Below are 15843 nucleotides of genomic sequence, written 5' to 3'. Positions count from 1 at the left end.
TTTTATCATAATTATTTAAAAACCAGCACCACCTTCTTTAATATTATCATCACGTTGTCTTCTTTGTTTTGCTTTGTTTTTTCCACTACCAAATCTGTAGTTAAAACCAATATAAGCAGTCTGGCTTTCCCAATTAAATTGTCCATTTTGTACAAAAGGGTTTTCAGAATTAAAAGCGAATTTCATACCTCTAAAAATATCATTTACCCTAAAATTTATACTACCTTTTCCATCTAAAACTTGTAGACTTGCACCTGTGTTTACCATCCACATGTTTTCTGTTTTCCATTGAATGTCTTCTTGTGGGCCTCTATACATTGCAAATAATTGTATGTTAACCCTTTTAGAAACTTTAAAATTATTGCTAATTCTTGCATTAAACACTTCGTTGGTAACTTCTATTCTTTGTGCGTTTGCATTTACTAAATCTACAGTTCCAAATTGTTTTTGGGAATAGAAATCCATACTAGAATTTACTCTCCACCAATTTGCAATTTTATAATTTAAAGAAAATTCCAATCCGTAAGCACTAGTGTCTTCAAAATTTGTCCAAGATAAAACCTGTTTTACGTTCGATGGATCGTTAGGATCTTTGTAAGTTACACGTGAAATATTATCGTTAATGGCTCTATAAAAAGTCCCAAAAGTAACAGACCCGTTTTTAATTTGACGTGTATAATTTGCTTCAAAAGAGTTGGTAAACTGTGGCAGAAGATCTGCATTTCCAATAGAAGTAATTAAAGGTGTACTCCATTCTCTAATTGGATTTACTTGAGAAATTCCAGGTCTATCGACTCTTCTACTATAACTTACTTGAAATTGATTTTTATCAGAAGGATTAAAAGTAAAAAAGGCGGAAGGATACACACTAAAAATATCTTGTTTTACATTTTCTGACGGATTTCCATCGCGATTAAAATTTCCTTCTGCTTTAAATTGCTCGAAACGTGCACCTAATTGCATGGTTAATTTTCCAAATTGATGCCCATAATTCGCATATGCCGAATATATTTTTCTTCCATAGTCAAAATCAGAATTTCCCAGAGGTTGAATCATAGAATTTCCTTGATTATCGAAAACAATTTCATCTTGATTTGTAATATTTATATTCGAAGTATTATCTTCTCTATATTCTAAGCCTAATTCTAATTTTCCTTTTTCTGAAACAGGATTTGTATAATCTACGTTTAATAATGTATTGTTACTCTTGTTTGTAATATCATTAAAGAAGTTTAAAACTTTAAAATCTGCGTCATTTGGGTTTTTTGTCAAATCTTTATTTTCTGCATCTTCAGGAGCTCTCGTGTTCGAATATGTTGCTTCGAATTCTAAATTGTGTCCTTCTTTTTCAAACTCTCTTTTGTAATTTACATTATAAGCCCCAGTTTGGTTGTTTTTTAGCTGAATGTTAGGAGCATTAGAAACAATAGTTCCATTCTCTGTTACTAAAGTTCTTCCATTTCCATCGCCATCGAACCAATTTTGGGTAGTGTAAAAAGAAAGTGTATTTTTTTTATCTAAATAAATATCTGCACCTGCTTTTATCAAATGAGATTGATTATCATTTTGAAAAATAAAATCTTGCAATCTGTTTGCGGTAGGTCTATCTACAAAACCATAATTGTAATTATTTCCTCCATTATAACCATAATTTCCAAAGAAATTTACTTTCCCAGTTTTATAGTTCATATTGGTAGAAGCATTGTAACGAACATAATGTCCAGCAGTAATTCCTGTATCCACAGAACCATTAAAGCCCATGTTTGCGTTCTTATTTAAGATAATATTTATAATTCCACTCATTCCCTCTGGATTGTATTTTGCAGAAGGATTTGTAATTAATTCAATACTTTTTATAGAAGTGGAAGGAATTTGTTTTAATAATTGAGCAGCAGAAATATTTGTAGGTTTTCCATCTACTAAAACACGAACATTGTCATTTCCACGTAAACTAATACTACCTGTTTGGCTATCTACACTTACAGATTGTACATTATTTAAAAGTTCGGAAGCTGTGGTTCCTGTCGCAGTTAAATCTTTACCAACATTAATAACTTTTCTATCTACTTTTTGTACAACTTGCGAAGTTTCTGCCCTCACTACAATCTCGTTTAATTGAGCATTGTCTTCAGAAAGAGATATAGTTCCTAAATCGATTTTATTTTTTTTATTAGAGATTTCTATTTTTGTTGAAAATGTTTTGTAACCAATAAACTGCACTTCTACCAAGCTATTTCCCTCAGGAATGTCTTTGATGTTAAAGAGTCCGTTTTCGTTTGTAATTCCACCAGTAAGTATTTTTTTTGAAAAATCTCTCACAACAATATTTACATAAGGTAAAGGCTCTTTGGATATTTTATCCACGACTTTTCCAGAAATAGTTCCCGGTTTTAAAAGTTTATTTTTTGGTAATTGAGCTTGTAGAGTTATAGAGAAACAAAACAGTACAAGTAGTAGTAAATTTTTCATTTTGGTTGATTAATCGTTGAATTGATGTATTAGAGACGTCTCATTTATTATATTTGTTACTCTATTTAACTGTCTTTAACATATAATTAACAAATGAAAAAGAAAACCTTAGTTTTAGGAGCTTCCCTAAATGAAAACAGATATTCGAACATTGCTATTAAAAGATTGCGTGGAAATGAAATACCTGTAGTTGCAATTGGTTTACGAGTTGGAGTAGTAGCAGACGTAACAATTGCAACCGAAAAAGTAGAATTTAAAGATATTGATACAGTTACTTTATATTTAAACCCATCAAGACAAGAAGCGTATTATGAGTTTATAATTGGCTTGAAACCAAAAAGAGTTATTTTTAACCCTGGGACAGAAAATATGGAGTTTCTAAAATTACTGAAAGAAAATAATATTAAAAGTGAAATTGCTTGTACTTTGGTTTTATTGGCTACAAACCAGTATTAAATTAACTATTTGCAGTAAAAACTTCTCCAGGATTTGCTAAAAAAACGTTTTCAAAAATAGTTTCAGCTTCTTTTTGAAATAAATTTATATCCTTATACCTTCCAGAATAATGACCAATAATTAATTTATTTACATTAGCATCTTTAGCTATTTGAGCAGCCTCAAGTGTGGTACTATGTTTTGTTTTTTTTGCTAAATCTTGTCTGTCTGATAAAAAGGTAGCTTCGTGATATAGTATATCTGCATTTTTTACAATAGTTACAATATCTGGTTTGTAAGAGGTATCACTACAAAAAGCATAGCTTAATGGTTTTGGTGGGTTTTTGGTCAAAACATCATTTTTAATGATTTCACCAGAAGCCAAAGTCACATCTTTACCAGCTTTTATGTTTAAATAATCAGCTTTGTCAATTTCTGGATATCCAGAAATGTTTAGCATGTTTAATTTTCTGGGTTTTTCTTTCTCTTTAAATAAATATCCGTTTGTGTATACCCTATGATTTAAGGGAATTGTGCTTACAGTAACTTTATCATTTTCAAAAATAAGTTCACTTTCATTTGATGATAATTCATGAAATATCATGTTGAATTTCGCGTGAGATTCCGAAATTTTCAACATTAATAAAGTAGCTTTTTTAATACCTTTTGGACCATAAATGTGCATGTCTTTTTCCCTACTTAAAATTCCATATGTAGATAATAGACCTACTAAACCATAAAAATGGTCACCATGTAAGTGTGAAATAAAAATATGGTTAATTTTAGAAAATCCAACTTTGTATTTTCGCATTTGACGTTGTGTGCCTTCACCACAATCTATTAAAAAATGACAATTATTTATTTCTAAATATTGTGAAGTTGGAAATGCGTTAACACGTGGAGTTGCAGAGTGACAACCTAAAATGGTTAGCTTTATACTCATTTAATAACAAAACGTTTAGAAATTACTTTCTTTTGGTCTTGAATACTATAAATGTACATTCCTGTAGCTAAATCGTCTTTATGAAAATCAATACTATTGTTGCCCTTTTTTGTTTTGTAAGTTTTTTTAAAAACTGTTTTTCCTAAAACATTTTTAACGCTAAAATAAATAGTTGACGCTTTTTTAGATTTAAAAGTGATTTTTGTTGAATTTGTGAATGGATTTGGGGCAGCTGATAAATTTTCTATCGATTTTTCTACTTTTTGCTGTGAAAAACCAATAAAAGAAACACTTAATAATAAAATGAAAAGTATTTTTTTTATCATAATTATTTTTTAAAATCCTAATTCTCGTTCAATATTTTCCATTTCTAAAATATCTTCTGCCTCTTGTAATGTGGGTACAATATTTAAGTTTTCTGGAAAATCATCAACATTTACTACTGTATTTATTATTACAAAAGATGTACCATTTTCATTTTTTTGCTCTGCTACTTTCAAAAATAATAAAAAATCTTCAGTAGAAACGCTTATTTCATTAGAAATATGAACGATTACATGTTCTTTTTTAAACTCTTTTTCTTGTTTTATAAATGTATTATAAAATTCTTGAAAAGAATTTTCGTCTGAAGAAACATACGTGTAATTTTCTTTTTTATCGAATTGCATTTTATCTTTTTATTTGTTGCGCCAATAAATAAATAACAGCCATTCTTACAGCCACTCCATTTTCCACTTGATTTAAAATGATGGATTGATCTGAATCTGCAACATCACTTGTAATTTCTACACCTCTGTTTATTGGACCTGGATGCATGATCACAATTTTCTTGCCAAGGTTGTCTAAAATTTCTTTATTTATTCCAAAAAGTTGTGTGTATTCTCTTGTAGATGGAAAATACTTAATGTCCATTCTTTCATGTTGTACACGTAAAACATTGGCTACATCACACCATTCTAATGCTTTTTTTAGGTTGGTTTCAACTTCTACCCCTAAATTTGTAATGTATTTTGGAATTAAGGTTGTTGGGCCGCAAACTTTTACTTTTGCACCTTGTAATTGTAGCGCAAAAATATTTGATAATGCTACTCTAGAGTGTAAAATATCACCAACAATTACTATTTTTTTTCCTTTTACAGAACCTAATTTTTCTCTTATAGAGTAGGAGTCTAATAAGGCTTGTGTAGGGTGTTCATGTGTGCCATCTCCAGCATTTATAATTTTTGCATTCACATGTTTTGATAAGAAAACCCCAGCACCAACATTTCCATGACGCATTACTACAATATCTACTTTCATAGATAAAATATTGTTTACAGTATCAATTAAAGTTTCTCCTTTTTTTACGGAAGATTGGCCTGCTGAAAAATTAATAACGTCTGCAGAGAGTCTTTTTTCTGCAAGTTCAAAACTAAGTTTTGTTCTTGTACTGTTTTCGAAAAATAAGTTGGCAATGGTAATATCTCTTAATGAAGGTACTTTTTTAATAGGTCTGTTTATAACCTCTTTAAAATGATCTGCAGTTTTAAAAATAACATCAATATCATTAGGTTTCAGATATTTAATACCCAATAAATGTTCTACACTTAATTCTGACACCTTATTTTTTTTAAATTAAATATTCTTTTTTATTACTTTATTTTTTTACAGTATAGTCTTTTATCAATATTAATACTCCTAAAATTTATAGAGACTCTATGTAAACAGCATCTTTTTTATGAGTTTCATTCCAAGTTACTAAAACCTTCTCTTCATTTATAGCATCAACTTGTCTTCCTCTATAATTAGGCTGTATAGGTAAATGCCTGCTAAAACGTCTATCAATTAATACTAATAATTCTATATTTTCAGGTCTTCCATAAGATTGTAAAGCGGTTAAAGCTGCCCTAATACTTCTTCCAGAAAATAAAACATCATCAATAATTACTACTTTTTTATCTTCAATTAAAAAGTTCATTTCATTAGTTTCTGCAGCCAAAGGTTTGCTTTTTCTGCGGAAATCATCTCTGTAAAAAGTAATATCTAAAAGGCCTAATTTTAAATCTTTTATAGCATATTCCGTTTTTAGCAAATTTGTTAACCTGTTGGCTAAAAATGTACCTCTTGGTTGTAATCCTACTAAAACTGTATTAGAAAAATCATTATGATTTTCAATTAGCTGGCAAGCCAATCTATGAAGAATAATTTCAATATCTTTTGAGTTTAATAAGGTTTTTCTGCTCATAAGAATGCTACCAGTTTAGTTTGATAGTTATCGAAAATCAAAATTAACGTAAATATATCTATACACAAAATTTAAATACCATTAATTAAAACAGATTTGTTGTTAATTAAATTGTTAAAAACAATTGTTTTAACACCCAAGGTTTCTTAAGACTTATAGTACCTTTAAGTATTCATTCAAATATCTTAATTATGTCTTTATTAAAATTTGAATCCATGCTTAAAACCAATAGTGTTTTCTTTTTCGATTTGGTTGAATTTGAAGAAATTATTATTCACTATTTAGATGTTGGCAAAATCGCTTTAGCAAAAAAAGCTATAAAACTTGGATTAGAACAACACCCAGCTTCAATAGATTTAAAATTATTAAAAGTAGAATTGCATTTGTGTGATAATGAATTTGATGAAGCTTCTAAACTTTTGAAAAGAATTGAAATGGTTGCACCCAATAACGATGAGGTTTTTATACAAAAAGCAGCCATAGCTTCTAAAAAAGGAGCACATAAACAAGCCATAATTCAGTTACAAAAAGCACTTGATTTGACTGATGATAAGTTAGATGTATGGTCTTTAATAGGAATGGAATACTTGTATTTAGATGATTTTGAAAATGCTCGTTTAAACTTCGCAAAATGTATTGATGTAGATTTTGAAGATTATTCTGCACTTTATAACATTGTGTATTGTTTTGATATGGAACAACAACATGAAATGGCAATCGATTATTTAAATATATATATAAATGCAAACCCGTATTGCGAAGTCGCTTGGCATCAGTTAGGAAGGCAATATTTTATTTTAAAAATGTACAAAGAAGCGCTTACGTCATTTGATTATGCAGTTTTAATTGATGAATCTTTTATTGGTGGTTATTTAGAAAAAGCTAAAACTTTAGAACAATTGGGTAATTTTGAAGATGCTATTGATAATTATTTAATTACGATAGAATTGGATGATCCAACAGCATATGTTTATACAAGAGTTGGAGAGTGTTATGAAAAATTAGGCAAGTTCGATGCTGCTATTTCTTATTACAAAAAAGCAGTTCACGAAGATCCTTTATTGGACAAAGGTTGGGTTTTGCTTGCGAACCTATATTACGAAAAAGAAAATTACCAAAAAGCAACTTATTATATTTCAAAAGCCTTAAAAATTGATGATGATAACTCTTTACATTGGAAGCATTATGCTGAAATAAATTTGAAGTTAAGTTTTTTTGAAGAAGCAGTTACGGGTTTTAAGGAATGTTTAAAACTGAATGATAACTCTTTAGAAATTTATATAGGTTTAGTTGATGTTTTAATTTTCTTAGGTGAATTTGACGAAGCTTTTCAAATTGTTTTACAGGCTCAAAAAATATTTAAAAATTTTGCGGAAGTAGAGTACAGGTTAGCAGGTTTATTTTATTTGTTTAATAAAGAAAAACACGGCTTTAGTCATTTAATTAATGGTTTAAAGATAGATTATGACTATAATTACATATTAAAAGAACTTTTTCCAACTGTATCTGAAAAAAAGAAAATTAAAAGTCTGCTTAAAAACTTTAAAAAAGCAACTGAGTAATATGTAAATAAAATATATAAAGCAAAAAACTTTTAAAAATAAAAAACCGAGCACTAAGCTCGGTTTTTTATTTTTAAAGATAGTTTTATTTTCTAATAATTTCGCCACAACCAATTCTTGGTCCTGCAGCACCAGAAGGCTGTGAGCTAAAATCGTCAGGACCTTCATGAATAATTATTGCATGTCCAACTACGTTTTTGTTAGCATCTTCTCCACCAACAGACCATAAATCAGTTTCTCTTTCAATAGTTCCTTTTCCATCTGCACCAACAACTAAGTTTCCAATGTCTCCAATATGAAAAGGCTCTTGCATCCATTTTCCATGGTTTTTATCAGTTGGGTTCCAATGTCCACCAGCAGAAGTTCCATCTGGAGCAGAACAATCTCCAATTGCATGAATATGAATTGCGTGATTTCCTTCAGAAAGTCCAGAAAGTTCTGCTTTCATAGTTACTGTTCCATTCACTTCTGTAAAAGTTACAGTTCCAGAAACATTGCTTCCACTTTTTGCTTCAATCGTTGCTTTTGCAATTTTAGTATCTGAATCACAAGAACTTAAGGTTGTAATTGCAAATACTAAAAGACTAATTTTTTTTAAAATTTTCATAATTATTTAGTTTTTGATAGTTGTTATTTTTTTGGATACCAATTCCATTGAATCACTTCAATAGAATTATTTTTTTCATTTACTAAGCGTTTGAATTTATCTACATCACTTAAACCTCCTGTACCTCTATAATGATAAGGAAAAACTTGTTTTGGTTCAAATGCCAAAACAGCATCAGCAGCACTTTCTACAGTCATTGTATATGGCAAATTCATGCAAACAAAAGCTTTATCTATATTTTTTAAATTTCTCATTTCAGGAATATCTTCTGTGTCTCCAGAAAAATAAATGCGCTCATTATTTACTGATAGTATATAACCATTTCCTCTTCCTTTTTCATGAAACTTTAAAGCTTCTTTACGTAAATTGTACATTGGTATTGCTTCAATTGCAAAATTACTCATGCTTTTTTTTTCACCATTATTCAGGGTTATAAATTCTTTGGCAGATAAGTCTGAAATTTTATCAATAACTGCTTTAGGAGCAATAACTTTAGTTTCTGTTAAATTTAGTTCCTTTAATGTACTTAAATTCATGTGATCGCCATGAATATCAGTAATTAAAACGTATGTTGGTTTTTCAAAATTTGCAAATGCCTCTTTGCCACTTGTAGGATCTAAATAAATAATAGTTTCATCAAAAGAAATAACAGCAGTTGCATGAGAAATAGGTGTTATTTTTACTGAAGTATCGCTCTGTTTTTCAGAAACGGCTATTGTTTCGGTATTATTTTTAGTTTCTTTTTTGTTTTTACAAGAAACAGATATAAGAAGGATTAAAATAATATTTGTAAAAAATATTTTTTTCATAAAAGTTGCCATTTAGTTAGTTATCTCAAAGATAAAAATTAGAAAACAACTATTGTGTTAACATAACTTTAAAACTTTTTTTTAAAAGAAAAATGTTATGTTAAACAATGCTTATTTTACCTTGCAAAACGATATTTTTTTTATCTTTAAAAATTAATTATCTTCATAATGAATTTAGAAAAATATAGGGTTTCTCAAAAAATAAAATTACAGAACATTAGTACTGAAGAAGTAATTGAAAATGCCGAAAAACAATTAAAAAAACTTCGAAAAAAGTTAAGTAAAATTCAAAACACCATGTATGCAGAAGGTAAATATGGTGCTTTAATTTGTATACAAGGTATGGATACTTCTGGAAAGGATAGTTTAATTCGTGAAGTTTTTAAAGATGTAAATGCGCGTGGAGTAGTGGTGCACAGTTTTAAAGTACCAACAGAACTGGAACTGCAACATGATTTTATGTGGAGGCATTACATTGCCTTACCTGCAAAAGGTAAATTGGGTGTATTTAATAGAACACATTATGAAAACGTGTTGGTTACTAGAGTTCATCCAGAATATATTTTGAGTGAAAATATTCCGAATATAAAAACTGTTAATGATATTAATGATGATTTTTACCATGACAGAATGGAAAGAATCAATCAATTTGAAAATCATTTAGTAAAAAGTGGAACTATCGTGTTAAAATTCTTTTTACACTTATCTAAAGAAGAACAAAAAAACAGGTTGTTAAGAAGGCTAAATTTGCCTCATAAAAACTGGAAATTTTCTGAAGGCGATTTAAAAGAGCGCAAGTTGTGGAGTAAGTATCAATTTTGTTATGAAGATGTTTTAAATAGAACATCTAAAGAAAACGCTCCTTGGTTTATTGTTCCAGCAGACGATAAACCTTCTGCAAGATTAATTTTTGCAGAAATTTTGGTAAATGAATTAGAAAAATATGACTTTAAAGAGCCTGTGTTGTCAAAAAAAGTAGCTGACAGAATAGACGAATTTAAAGAACAACTAAATAACGAATAGAACAAAACTGTTCTCGACTGCGCTCGAACTGACAAATGTTTGTCTCCTCGAGCTCAGTCGAGGGGTTAAATAACGAATAAACATAAAAAGTTCAAAATTTTGAATTGAAAATTCAAAGTTGAGCAAAACCTTAAATATTAAATTTTGAATTTAAAACTAGAAAAACCAATCGTATTTTTCGATTTAGAAACAACAGGTGTAAATATTGCCACAGATAGAATTGTAGAAATTGCAATTTTAAAAGTATTTCCAAATGGAAATAAAGAAAGCAAAACCTGGTTGGTAAATCCTGAAATTGAAATTCCTCAAGGCGCAACAGATGTTCATGGAATTACAAACGAAAAAGTAGTAACAGAACCTACTTTTAAAGAATTGGCTCCAAAAGTAAGTGAAATGATTGAAGGTTGTGATTTAGCTGGTTTCAATTCAAATAGATTTGATATTCCTTTATTAGCGGAAGAACTAATGCGTGCAGGAATTGATTTTGATATGAAAAATAGAAAAGCAATTGATGTACAGGTGATTTTTCATAAAAAAGAACAAAGAACATTAAGTGCTGGATATCAATTTTACTGCGGAAAAGAATTAGAGGGGGCTCATGGAGCAGAAGCAGATACCAACGCAACCTATGAAATTTTGTTAGCTCAGTTAGAAAAATACGACGACATTGAAAACTCCGTAGATGCGTTAAGCGAATTTTCTACACATGGAGAAAGGGCAGATTTTGCTGGTTTTATTTTAATGAACGAACAAAAACAAGAAATTTTTTCATTTGGAAAATACAAAGGACGAACTGTAGAAGAAGTTTTTAAAGAAAACCCTGGCTATAATAATTGGATACAAAATGCAGATTTCCCTTTGTACACCAAAAAAGTTTTAAAAGAAATAAAAGAAAGAATGTCTGCACCAAAAGATACTATGTCTGATGCAGATAAATTACAAGCTTTGCAACAAAAGTTTAATTTAAGATAGATTTTAAGATTTTTAGAAAAAAGGTTTGTAAAAACCAAATTACCTAAAAAGAGAACAATCTAAAATAGCTAAGAATATGTTTACAGAATATAAAAATTTACCAAATAACTCTAGAGTTTGGATTTATCAATCAGATAGAGAGTTTACAGCAGATGAAATTGCAATAATTTCAAAAAAGGCAGAAGATTTTATCAATCAATGGACGCGTCATGGAGACGATTTAAAAGGTTCGTTTACGATAAAGTACAATCAGTTTTTGGTATTGGCAGTAGATGAGAGTTTTAACAATGTTTCTGGTTGTTCTATTGATAGTTCTGTACGATTTGTGCAACAATTAGAAAAAGAATTAAAAGTAGATTTAATGAATAAAATGAATGTTACTTTTAAAAATAATGAACATATTAATTTGGTAAAGTTGTCTGATTTTCAGCAATTTGCAAAAGAAAAGAAAATAACTTCAGAAACCATCGTTTTTAATAATATGGTTAACTCTAAAGAAGATTTTGAAAATAATTGGGAAGTTCCAGCAAAAGAAAGTTGGCACAAACGTTTTTTGGTATAACTATTGATTTTAAATTATAAAAATAGTCTATAAATAAGTTGCGTTAAGGATTGAGCGGTTTGTTTGAGCTCTTTCGCTTTTTAGCGAAAAGCGAGTAGCGAAAGCCTGTTAAAACGCCCAAAAAATACATCAAAAAAAATATTTAAAAAAGAATGAAAAAAAAGTTAGCACTTTTATTATTTACATTATTTGTATCGTATGCAAACGCACAAACTGTAGATCCACTTTTAGCAAAAGATGTGGAAGCACAGAATATTTGGGTGGATAGTATTTTAAAAAATATGTCGATTGATGAGAAAATTGGTCAGTTATTTATGGTGCAAGCTTATTCTAATTTAGATAAAAAACATGAAGATTTTATTACAGAAATGATTGAAAAATATCATGTGGGTAGTTTAATTTTTATGCAAGGAACTCCAGAAAAGCAAGCAGCACTAAACAATAAATATCAAGAAGCTGCTAAAGTTCCACTTTTAATTGGTTTTGATGGAGAATGGGGTTTGAATATGCGTTTAGACAATACCTATAAATTTCCTTGGAACATGACTTTAGGAGCAATTCGTAACGATTCTTTAATTCAAGAATTTGGAGCGCAAGTTGGTAAACACTGTAAACGATTAGGTATTCACGTAAATTTTGCACCAGTTGTAGATGTAAATGTAAATCCTGCAAACCCGATTATAGGAAACCGTTCTTTTGGAGAAAGTAAAGAAAACGTTACAGAAAAAGCAATAGCTTTTACAAAAGGAATGCAAAGTTATGGAGTTATGGCAAATGCGAAACATTTTCCAGGACATGGAGATACAGCATCTGACTCTCATCACACTTTACCAGTTTTAAATTTTGATAAAGCGCGTTTAGATTCCATAGAATTATATCCTTACAGAAAAATTTTTGATGCAGGTGTAGCAAGTGTTATGACTGCGCATTTGAACATACCAAGTTTAGAGCCAAATACTAGTTTACCAACTTCACTTTCTAATAATGTAGTAACAAAATTGCTGCAACAAGAAATGGGCTTTAACGGATTAATTATCACTGATGGTTTAAACATGAAAGGTGCAACCAACTACGCAACTTCAGCAGAGATAGATTTGGCAGCCATACAAGCAGGAAACGATTTGTTGTTAATTCCGCAAAACGTTCCAGCATCCATAGCTTTATTTAAAAAGGCACTAGAATTAAACACACTTACAGAAGAGCGTATAGATTTTTCTGTCAGAAAAATTTTAAAAGCTAAATATTGGGCAGGTTTAAATAACTACAAACCAATTGAAGAAGAACATATTCATGAAGATTTAAATGCAGTTGAAGATGAATTATTGCATAGAAAGTTAATTAAAAATGCCATTACAATAGTTAAAAATGAAAAAGGAAATATACCTGTTACAAATTTGGAAAATAGAAAAATTGCATATGTAAAGTTGGGTGATGCTGAAAACGATGCGTTTGTAAATATGTTGAAAAATTATACAAAAGTAGATGTGGTTTCAGATTTGAATTTAGCTAATTTATCAAAAAAACTAAAGCCTTATAACCTTGTTATTGTAGGTTTTCATAAATCGAATGATCATCCTTGGAAAAGTTATAAGTTTACCAACAAAGAGTTGGTTTGGTTACAGGAAATTGCACGTCAAAAAGAAATTATTTTAAATGTATTCACAAGTCCTTATAGTTTGTTGCAATTAAAAAGTTTTACCAATATAAAAGGTATTGTAGTTTCGTATCAAAATAGTAAACTTTCACAAGAACTATCAGCACAATTATTATTTGGTGCTTTTGATGCCAAAGGAAAATTACCAGTGTCAATTGGTGAGAATTTTAAGGTAAATCATGGCTTAATTACCAATAAATTAAGTCGATTTGAATATACGATTCCTGAAGAGGTAGGATTATCTTCAAAAAAGTTAGCATTAATAGACCAATTTGCCGATACAATTTTAAAAGAAAAAATGGCACCTGGTTTTCAGGTTTTTGTCGCTAGAAAAGGCAAAGTTGTATTGCAAAAAAGCTATGGATATCATACTTATGAAAAAACATTTCAGGTGAAAAACTCTGATTTGTATGATTTAGCTTCACTAACAAAAATTTTAGCATCCTTACCGTTAATTATGAAAGCTGAAGAAGAACAGAAAATTCCTTTAACAGCAAGTTTACGAGACATTTTACCAAGTTTTGCAAATTCAAATAAAGAAACCATAACTGTAAAAGAAATTTTATCTCATTACGGTCGTTTAAAAGCGTGGATACCTTTTTATGTTGATACACAAGATAGTATAACAGGTGAAAATTTACCAACATTTTACAGTAATAAAAAAACAAACAAATTTCAAATAAAAGTTGCCGAAAAACTATTTATCACCAAAAGTTATAAAGATAGCATATACAAATACATAAAAAATGCAGACCAAAGAGAAAGAGAAGGGTATAAATATAGTGATTTAGGATATTATTTATTTAAAGAAGCTTTAGAAGTAAAATACGAAAAACCATTAGATAAATTGGTAGATGAAACTTTTTATCAATCTTTAGGAGCAGACAGAACCACATATTTACCTTTAGAAAAATTTACCAGAAATGATATTGTTCCTACAGAAATAGACGATTATTACAGAAACCAACTTTTACAAGGATATGTTCATGATATGGGCGCAGCAATGTTAGGTGGTGTTGCAGGTCATGCAGGTTTATTTGCAAACGCAAACGATGTTGGTAAAATTATGCAAATGTACTTGCAGAAAGGTTTTTATGGCGGAAAACGTTATTTAAAACCAGAAACTATAAATAAATTTAACACACGTTATTACGCTGATAAAAAAGTTCGTAGAGGTTTAGGCTTTGACAAACCCCAGCTAAATCCAGATGTAAAAGCAACCTGTGGTTGTGTTTCCGATACAAGTTTTGGGCATTCTGGTTTTACAGGAACCTATACTTGGGCAGATCCAGAAAGTCAAATTGTATATGTATTTTTATCTAACAGAGTTTTTCCGCATATGGATAATAAAGGCTTAATAAAAAGCAATATGCGTACAAAAATTCAGCAAGCAATACAAGATGCCATTATAAATGAGTAGCTGTTTCCTGCTTTCATTACTCGCTTTTTTTATTTTGAAATAAAATAAAAAAGAGCTCAAACATGCCATTCAATCAGGGCTAAACTTGTTTGCTAACTTCCGCTAATTCTTTATGCTTTTTTGCATTTGTAGGAGCAAGTTTCGTGTAAACTACAATTAAAAAAGCAGCAACTGTTAAGTAGAAAAAACCAATTAAATCTCCGTAAAAAAGACTAATTATATATGCCTGTAAACAATAAAAGATAGAACAAGCTGCATAATTTAAACTAAATTGAAACGTATCTAAAAACTCAATTTCATCAATTTTTTTTTCAGCTTTTTTCCATATTAAAAAAGGAACAAAACTGTTTAAAATAATTAAATATAGCAGTGGTTGTAAGTAGTTTTTTTTCGGTGGTTTTTCAGCAGGAAACACCTTATTTTCAATCATCGCATTTACTTTATTTACCTCTGTAAAATCTACTTGAGCATTATTTAATTTTTGTAAAGTAGCTTCGTAGTTTTCATCATCAGGAATGTGTACAGCCAATTTTTTTAGTTGTTCAGTAACTTCTGCTTTTAAAATATTAATTGATTTTGCAGAAGTATTTGCTTCAAAAATTGATCTTGTTGCAATTGGTTTTCCATAATTTATACAAACTTTTGCAGGATAATCAGAAATATGTTGATAGGTTATTCCTACAGGAACCACTTGAATATCTATATTCGGATATTTTTCTAGTGCGCCAGAAACAATTCTTGTAAAACCTTTGCTTAAAGGTCTTATGCTTCTTTTTTTATCATGACTTCCTTCAGGAAAAATCATTAAAGTTTCTCCTTTATTTAAAATAGTATGACATTTATTAAAAATTTCTTGATTGTTTGCCAACTGCTGAATACCATCACGAATTCTGTATATAGGCATTAAATATAAAGACTCTAAAATTTTTTTAACCCAAGGTTTCTTAAAAGATGCAGCTCTTACTAAAAAATGATTTTGCCTTGTGTTTGTTGTGGTTACAAATAAAGGATCTATCAGTCCATTTGGATGATTCACAGCAAATAAAACCGCTCCTTTTTTAGGAATATTTTTACGCCCTAAAACTGTAATTTTTTTTGTGTAAAAAAACAATCCTAATTTTATATAACACCAAACTAGTCTGAACCAAATTTTCTGAATCATA

Annotated in this window: 15 protein-coding genes; 6 read left to right on the top strand and 9 right to left on the bottom strand. The window is 29.5% G+C overall.

The window, feature by feature from the left end; translation table 11 throughout:
- Positions 1-15: 15 nt before the first annotated feature.
- Positions 16-2469: an outer membrane beta-barrel family protein gene (locus FDT66_RS00635; protein ID WP_138534218.1), complete on the bottom strand. Its 2454-nt coding sequence runs from the start codon at positions 2467-2469 to the stop codon at positions 16-18.
- A gap of 93 nt (positions 2470-2562) precedes the next feature.
- Here FDT66_RS00635 and FDT66_RS00630 point away from each other — a divergent pair, with 93 nt between their 5' ends.
- On the top strand, positions 2563-2925 hold the full coding sequence (locus FDT66_RS00630; RefSeq protein WP_138534217.1) for a CoA-binding protein: 363 nt from the start codon (positions 2563-2565) through the stop codon (positions 2923-2925).
- Between the two features lies 1 nt (position 2926).
- Here FDT66_RS00630 and FDT66_RS00625 read toward each other — a convergent pair whose 3' ends face one another.
- The 5 genes from FDT66_RS00625 to pyrR form a co-directional block, all read right to left on the bottom strand.
- The gene (locus tag FDT66_RS00625; protein WP_138534216.1) at positions 2927-3847 is read right to left on the bottom strand and encodes a ribonuclease Z; all 921 of its coding nucleotides are present in this window, start codon (positions 3845-3847) and stop codon (positions 2927-2929) included.
- A complete protein-coding gene (locus FDT66_RS00620) occupies positions 3844-4173 on the bottom strand; it encodes a T9SS type A sorting domain-containing protein (protein ID WP_138534215.1) in 330 nt (109 codons plus the stop codon). Before FDT66_RS00620 ends, FDT66_RS00625 begins: the two co-directional genes overlap by 4 nt.
- A 9-nt stretch (positions 4174-4182) precedes the next feature.
- Positions 4183-4515 carry a hypothetical protein gene (locus FDT66_RS00615; protein WP_138534214.1) on the bottom strand — a complete coding sequence of 111 codons (333 nt, stop codon included), beginning with the start codon at positions 4513-4515 and terminating at the stop codon, positions 4183-4185.
- 1 nt (position 4516) lies between these two features.
- A complete protein-coding gene (locus tag FDT66_RS00610; protein ID WP_138534213.1) occupies positions 4517-5446 on the bottom strand; it encodes an aspartate carbamoyltransferase catalytic subunit in 930 nt (309 codons plus the stop codon).
- Positions 5447-5531: 85 nt separating this feature from the next.
- Positions 5532-6071 carry a bifunctional pyr operon transcriptional regulator/uracil phosphoribosyltransferase PyrR gene (gene pyrR / locus FDT66_RS00605; RefSeq protein WP_138534212.1) on the bottom strand — a complete coding sequence of 180 codons (540 nt, stop codon included), beginning with the start codon at positions 6069-6071 and terminating at the stop codon, positions 5532-5534.
- Between the two features lie 191 nt (positions 6072-6262).
- On the opposite strand from pyrR, the gene FDT66_RS00600 reads away from it, so the two are divergent.
- Positions 6263-7633 carry a tetratricopeptide repeat protein gene (locus tag FDT66_RS00600; RefSeq protein WP_138534211.1) on the top strand — a complete coding sequence of 457 codons (1371 nt, stop codon included), beginning with the start codon at positions 6263-6265 and terminating at the stop codon, positions 7631-7633.
- Between the two features lie 85 nt (positions 7634-7718).
- Here FDT66_RS00600 and FDT66_RS00595 read toward each other — a convergent pair whose 3' ends face one another.
- Entirely contained in the window at positions 7719-8240 is a 522-nt protein-coding gene (locus FDT66_RS00595) for a superoxide dismutase family protein (protein ID WP_138534210.1), read from the bottom strand.
- A gap of 23 nt (positions 8241-8263) precedes the next feature.
- Positions 8264-9049, bottom strand: a complete 786-nt coding sequence (locus FDT66_RS00590) for an MBL fold metallo-hydrolase (protein WP_138534209.1) — start codon at positions 9047-9049, stop codon at positions 8264-8266.
- Between the two features lie 168 nt (positions 9050-9217).
- On the opposite strand from FDT66_RS00590, the gene FDT66_RS00585 reads away from it, so the two are divergent.
- From FDT66_RS00585 to FDT66_RS00570, 4 genes are all read left to right on the top strand, one after another.
- Positions 9218-10072, top strand: coding sequence for a PPK2 family polyphosphate kinase (locus tag FDT66_RS00585; protein ID WP_138534208.1), 855 nt, complete (start codon positions 9218-9220; stop codon positions 10070-10072).
- A gap of 144 nt (positions 10073-10216) precedes the next feature.
- Entirely contained in the window at positions 10217-11044 is an 828-nt protein-coding gene (locus FDT66_RS00580) for a 3'-5' exonuclease (RefSeq protein WP_138534207.1), read from the top strand.
- 76 nt (positions 11045-11120) lie between these two features.
- A complete protein-coding gene (locus FDT66_RS00575; protein WP_138534206.1) occupies positions 11121-11606 on the top strand; it encodes an ABC transporter ATPase in 486 nt (161 codons plus the stop codon).
- A 152-nt stretch (positions 11607-11758) separates the two neighbouring features.
- The gene (locus tag FDT66_RS00570) at positions 11759-14680 is read left to right on the top strand and encodes a glycoside hydrolase family 3 N-terminal domain-containing protein (protein ID WP_138534205.1); all 2922 of its coding nucleotides are present in this window, start codon (positions 11759-11761) and stop codon (positions 14678-14680) included.
- A gap of 79 nt (positions 14681-14759) precedes the next feature.
- Here the strand turns inward: FDT66_RS00570 and FDT66_RS00565 are convergent, their stop codons facing one another.
- The gene (locus FDT66_RS00565; protein WP_138534204.1) at positions 14760-15842 is read right to left on the bottom strand and encodes a lysophospholipid acyltransferase family protein; all 1083 of its coding nucleotides are present in this window, start codon (positions 15840-15842) and stop codon (positions 14760-14762) included.
- Position 15843 lies beyond the last annotated feature (1 nt).

The organism is Polaribacter aestuariivivens, from assembly GCF_005885675.1.
GTDB classification, from domain to species: domain Bacteria; phylum Bacteroidota; class Bacteroidia; order Flavobacteriales; family Flavobacteriaceae; genus Polaribacter; species Polaribacter aestuariivivens.
Note: the sequence above shows the minus strand (reverse complement) of the source record. Positions and strands in the feature narration are given on the sequence as shown.

Bases quoted from the DNA above. Each gene is read 5' to 3' on its own strand.
- FDT66_RS00595 (WP_138534210.1), bottom strand. From the start codon at position 8,240: ATGAAAATTTTAAAAAAAATTAGTCTTTTAGTATTTGCAATTACAACC.
- FDT66_RS00570 (WP_138534205.1), top strand. From the start codon at position 11,759: ATGAAAAAAAAGTTAGCACTTTTATTATTTACATTATTTGTATCGTAT.
- FDT66_RS00585 (WP_138534208.1), top strand. From the start codon at position 9,218: ATGAATTTAGAAAAATATAGGGTTTCTCAAAAAATAAAATTACAGAAC.
- FDT66_RS00575 (WP_138534206.1), top strand. From the start codon at position 11,121: ATGTTTACAGAATATAAAAATTTACCAAATAACTCTAGAGTTTGGATT.
- FDT66_RS00630 (WP_138534217.1), top strand. From the start codon at position 2,563: ATGAAAAAGAAAACCTTAGTTTTAGGAGCTTCCCTAAATGAAAACAGA.
- pyrR (WP_138534212.1), bottom strand. From the start codon at position 6,071: ATGAGCAGAAAAACCTTATTAAACTCAAAAGATATTGAAATTATTCTT.
- FDT66_RS00590 (WP_138534209.1), bottom strand. From the start codon at position 9,049: ATGAAAAAAATATTTTTTACAAATATTATTTTAATCCTTCTTATATCT.
- FDT66_RS00600 (WP_138534211.1), top strand. From the start codon at position 6,263: ATGTCTTTATTAAAATTTGAATCCATGCTTAAAACCAATAGTGTTTTC.
- FDT66_RS00620 (WP_138534215.1), bottom strand. From the start codon at position 4,173: ATGATAAAAAAAATACTTTTCATTTTATTATTAAGTGTTTCTTTTATT.
- FDT66_RS00625 (WP_138534216.1), bottom strand. From the start codon at position 3,847: ATGAGTATAAAGCTAACCATTTTAGGTTGTCACTCTGCAACTCCACGT.
- FDT66_RS00565 (WP_138534204.1), bottom strand. From the start codon at position 15,842: ATGATTCAGAAAATTTGGTTCAGACTAGTTTGGTGTTATATAAAATTA.
- FDT66_RS00635 (WP_138534218.1), bottom strand. From the start codon at position 2,469: ATGAAAAATTTACTACTACTTGTACTGTTTTGTTTCTCTATAACTCTA.
- FDT66_RS00615 (WP_138534214.1), bottom strand. From the start codon at position 4,515: ATGCAATTCGATAAAAAAGAAAATTACACGTATGTTTCTTCAGACGAA.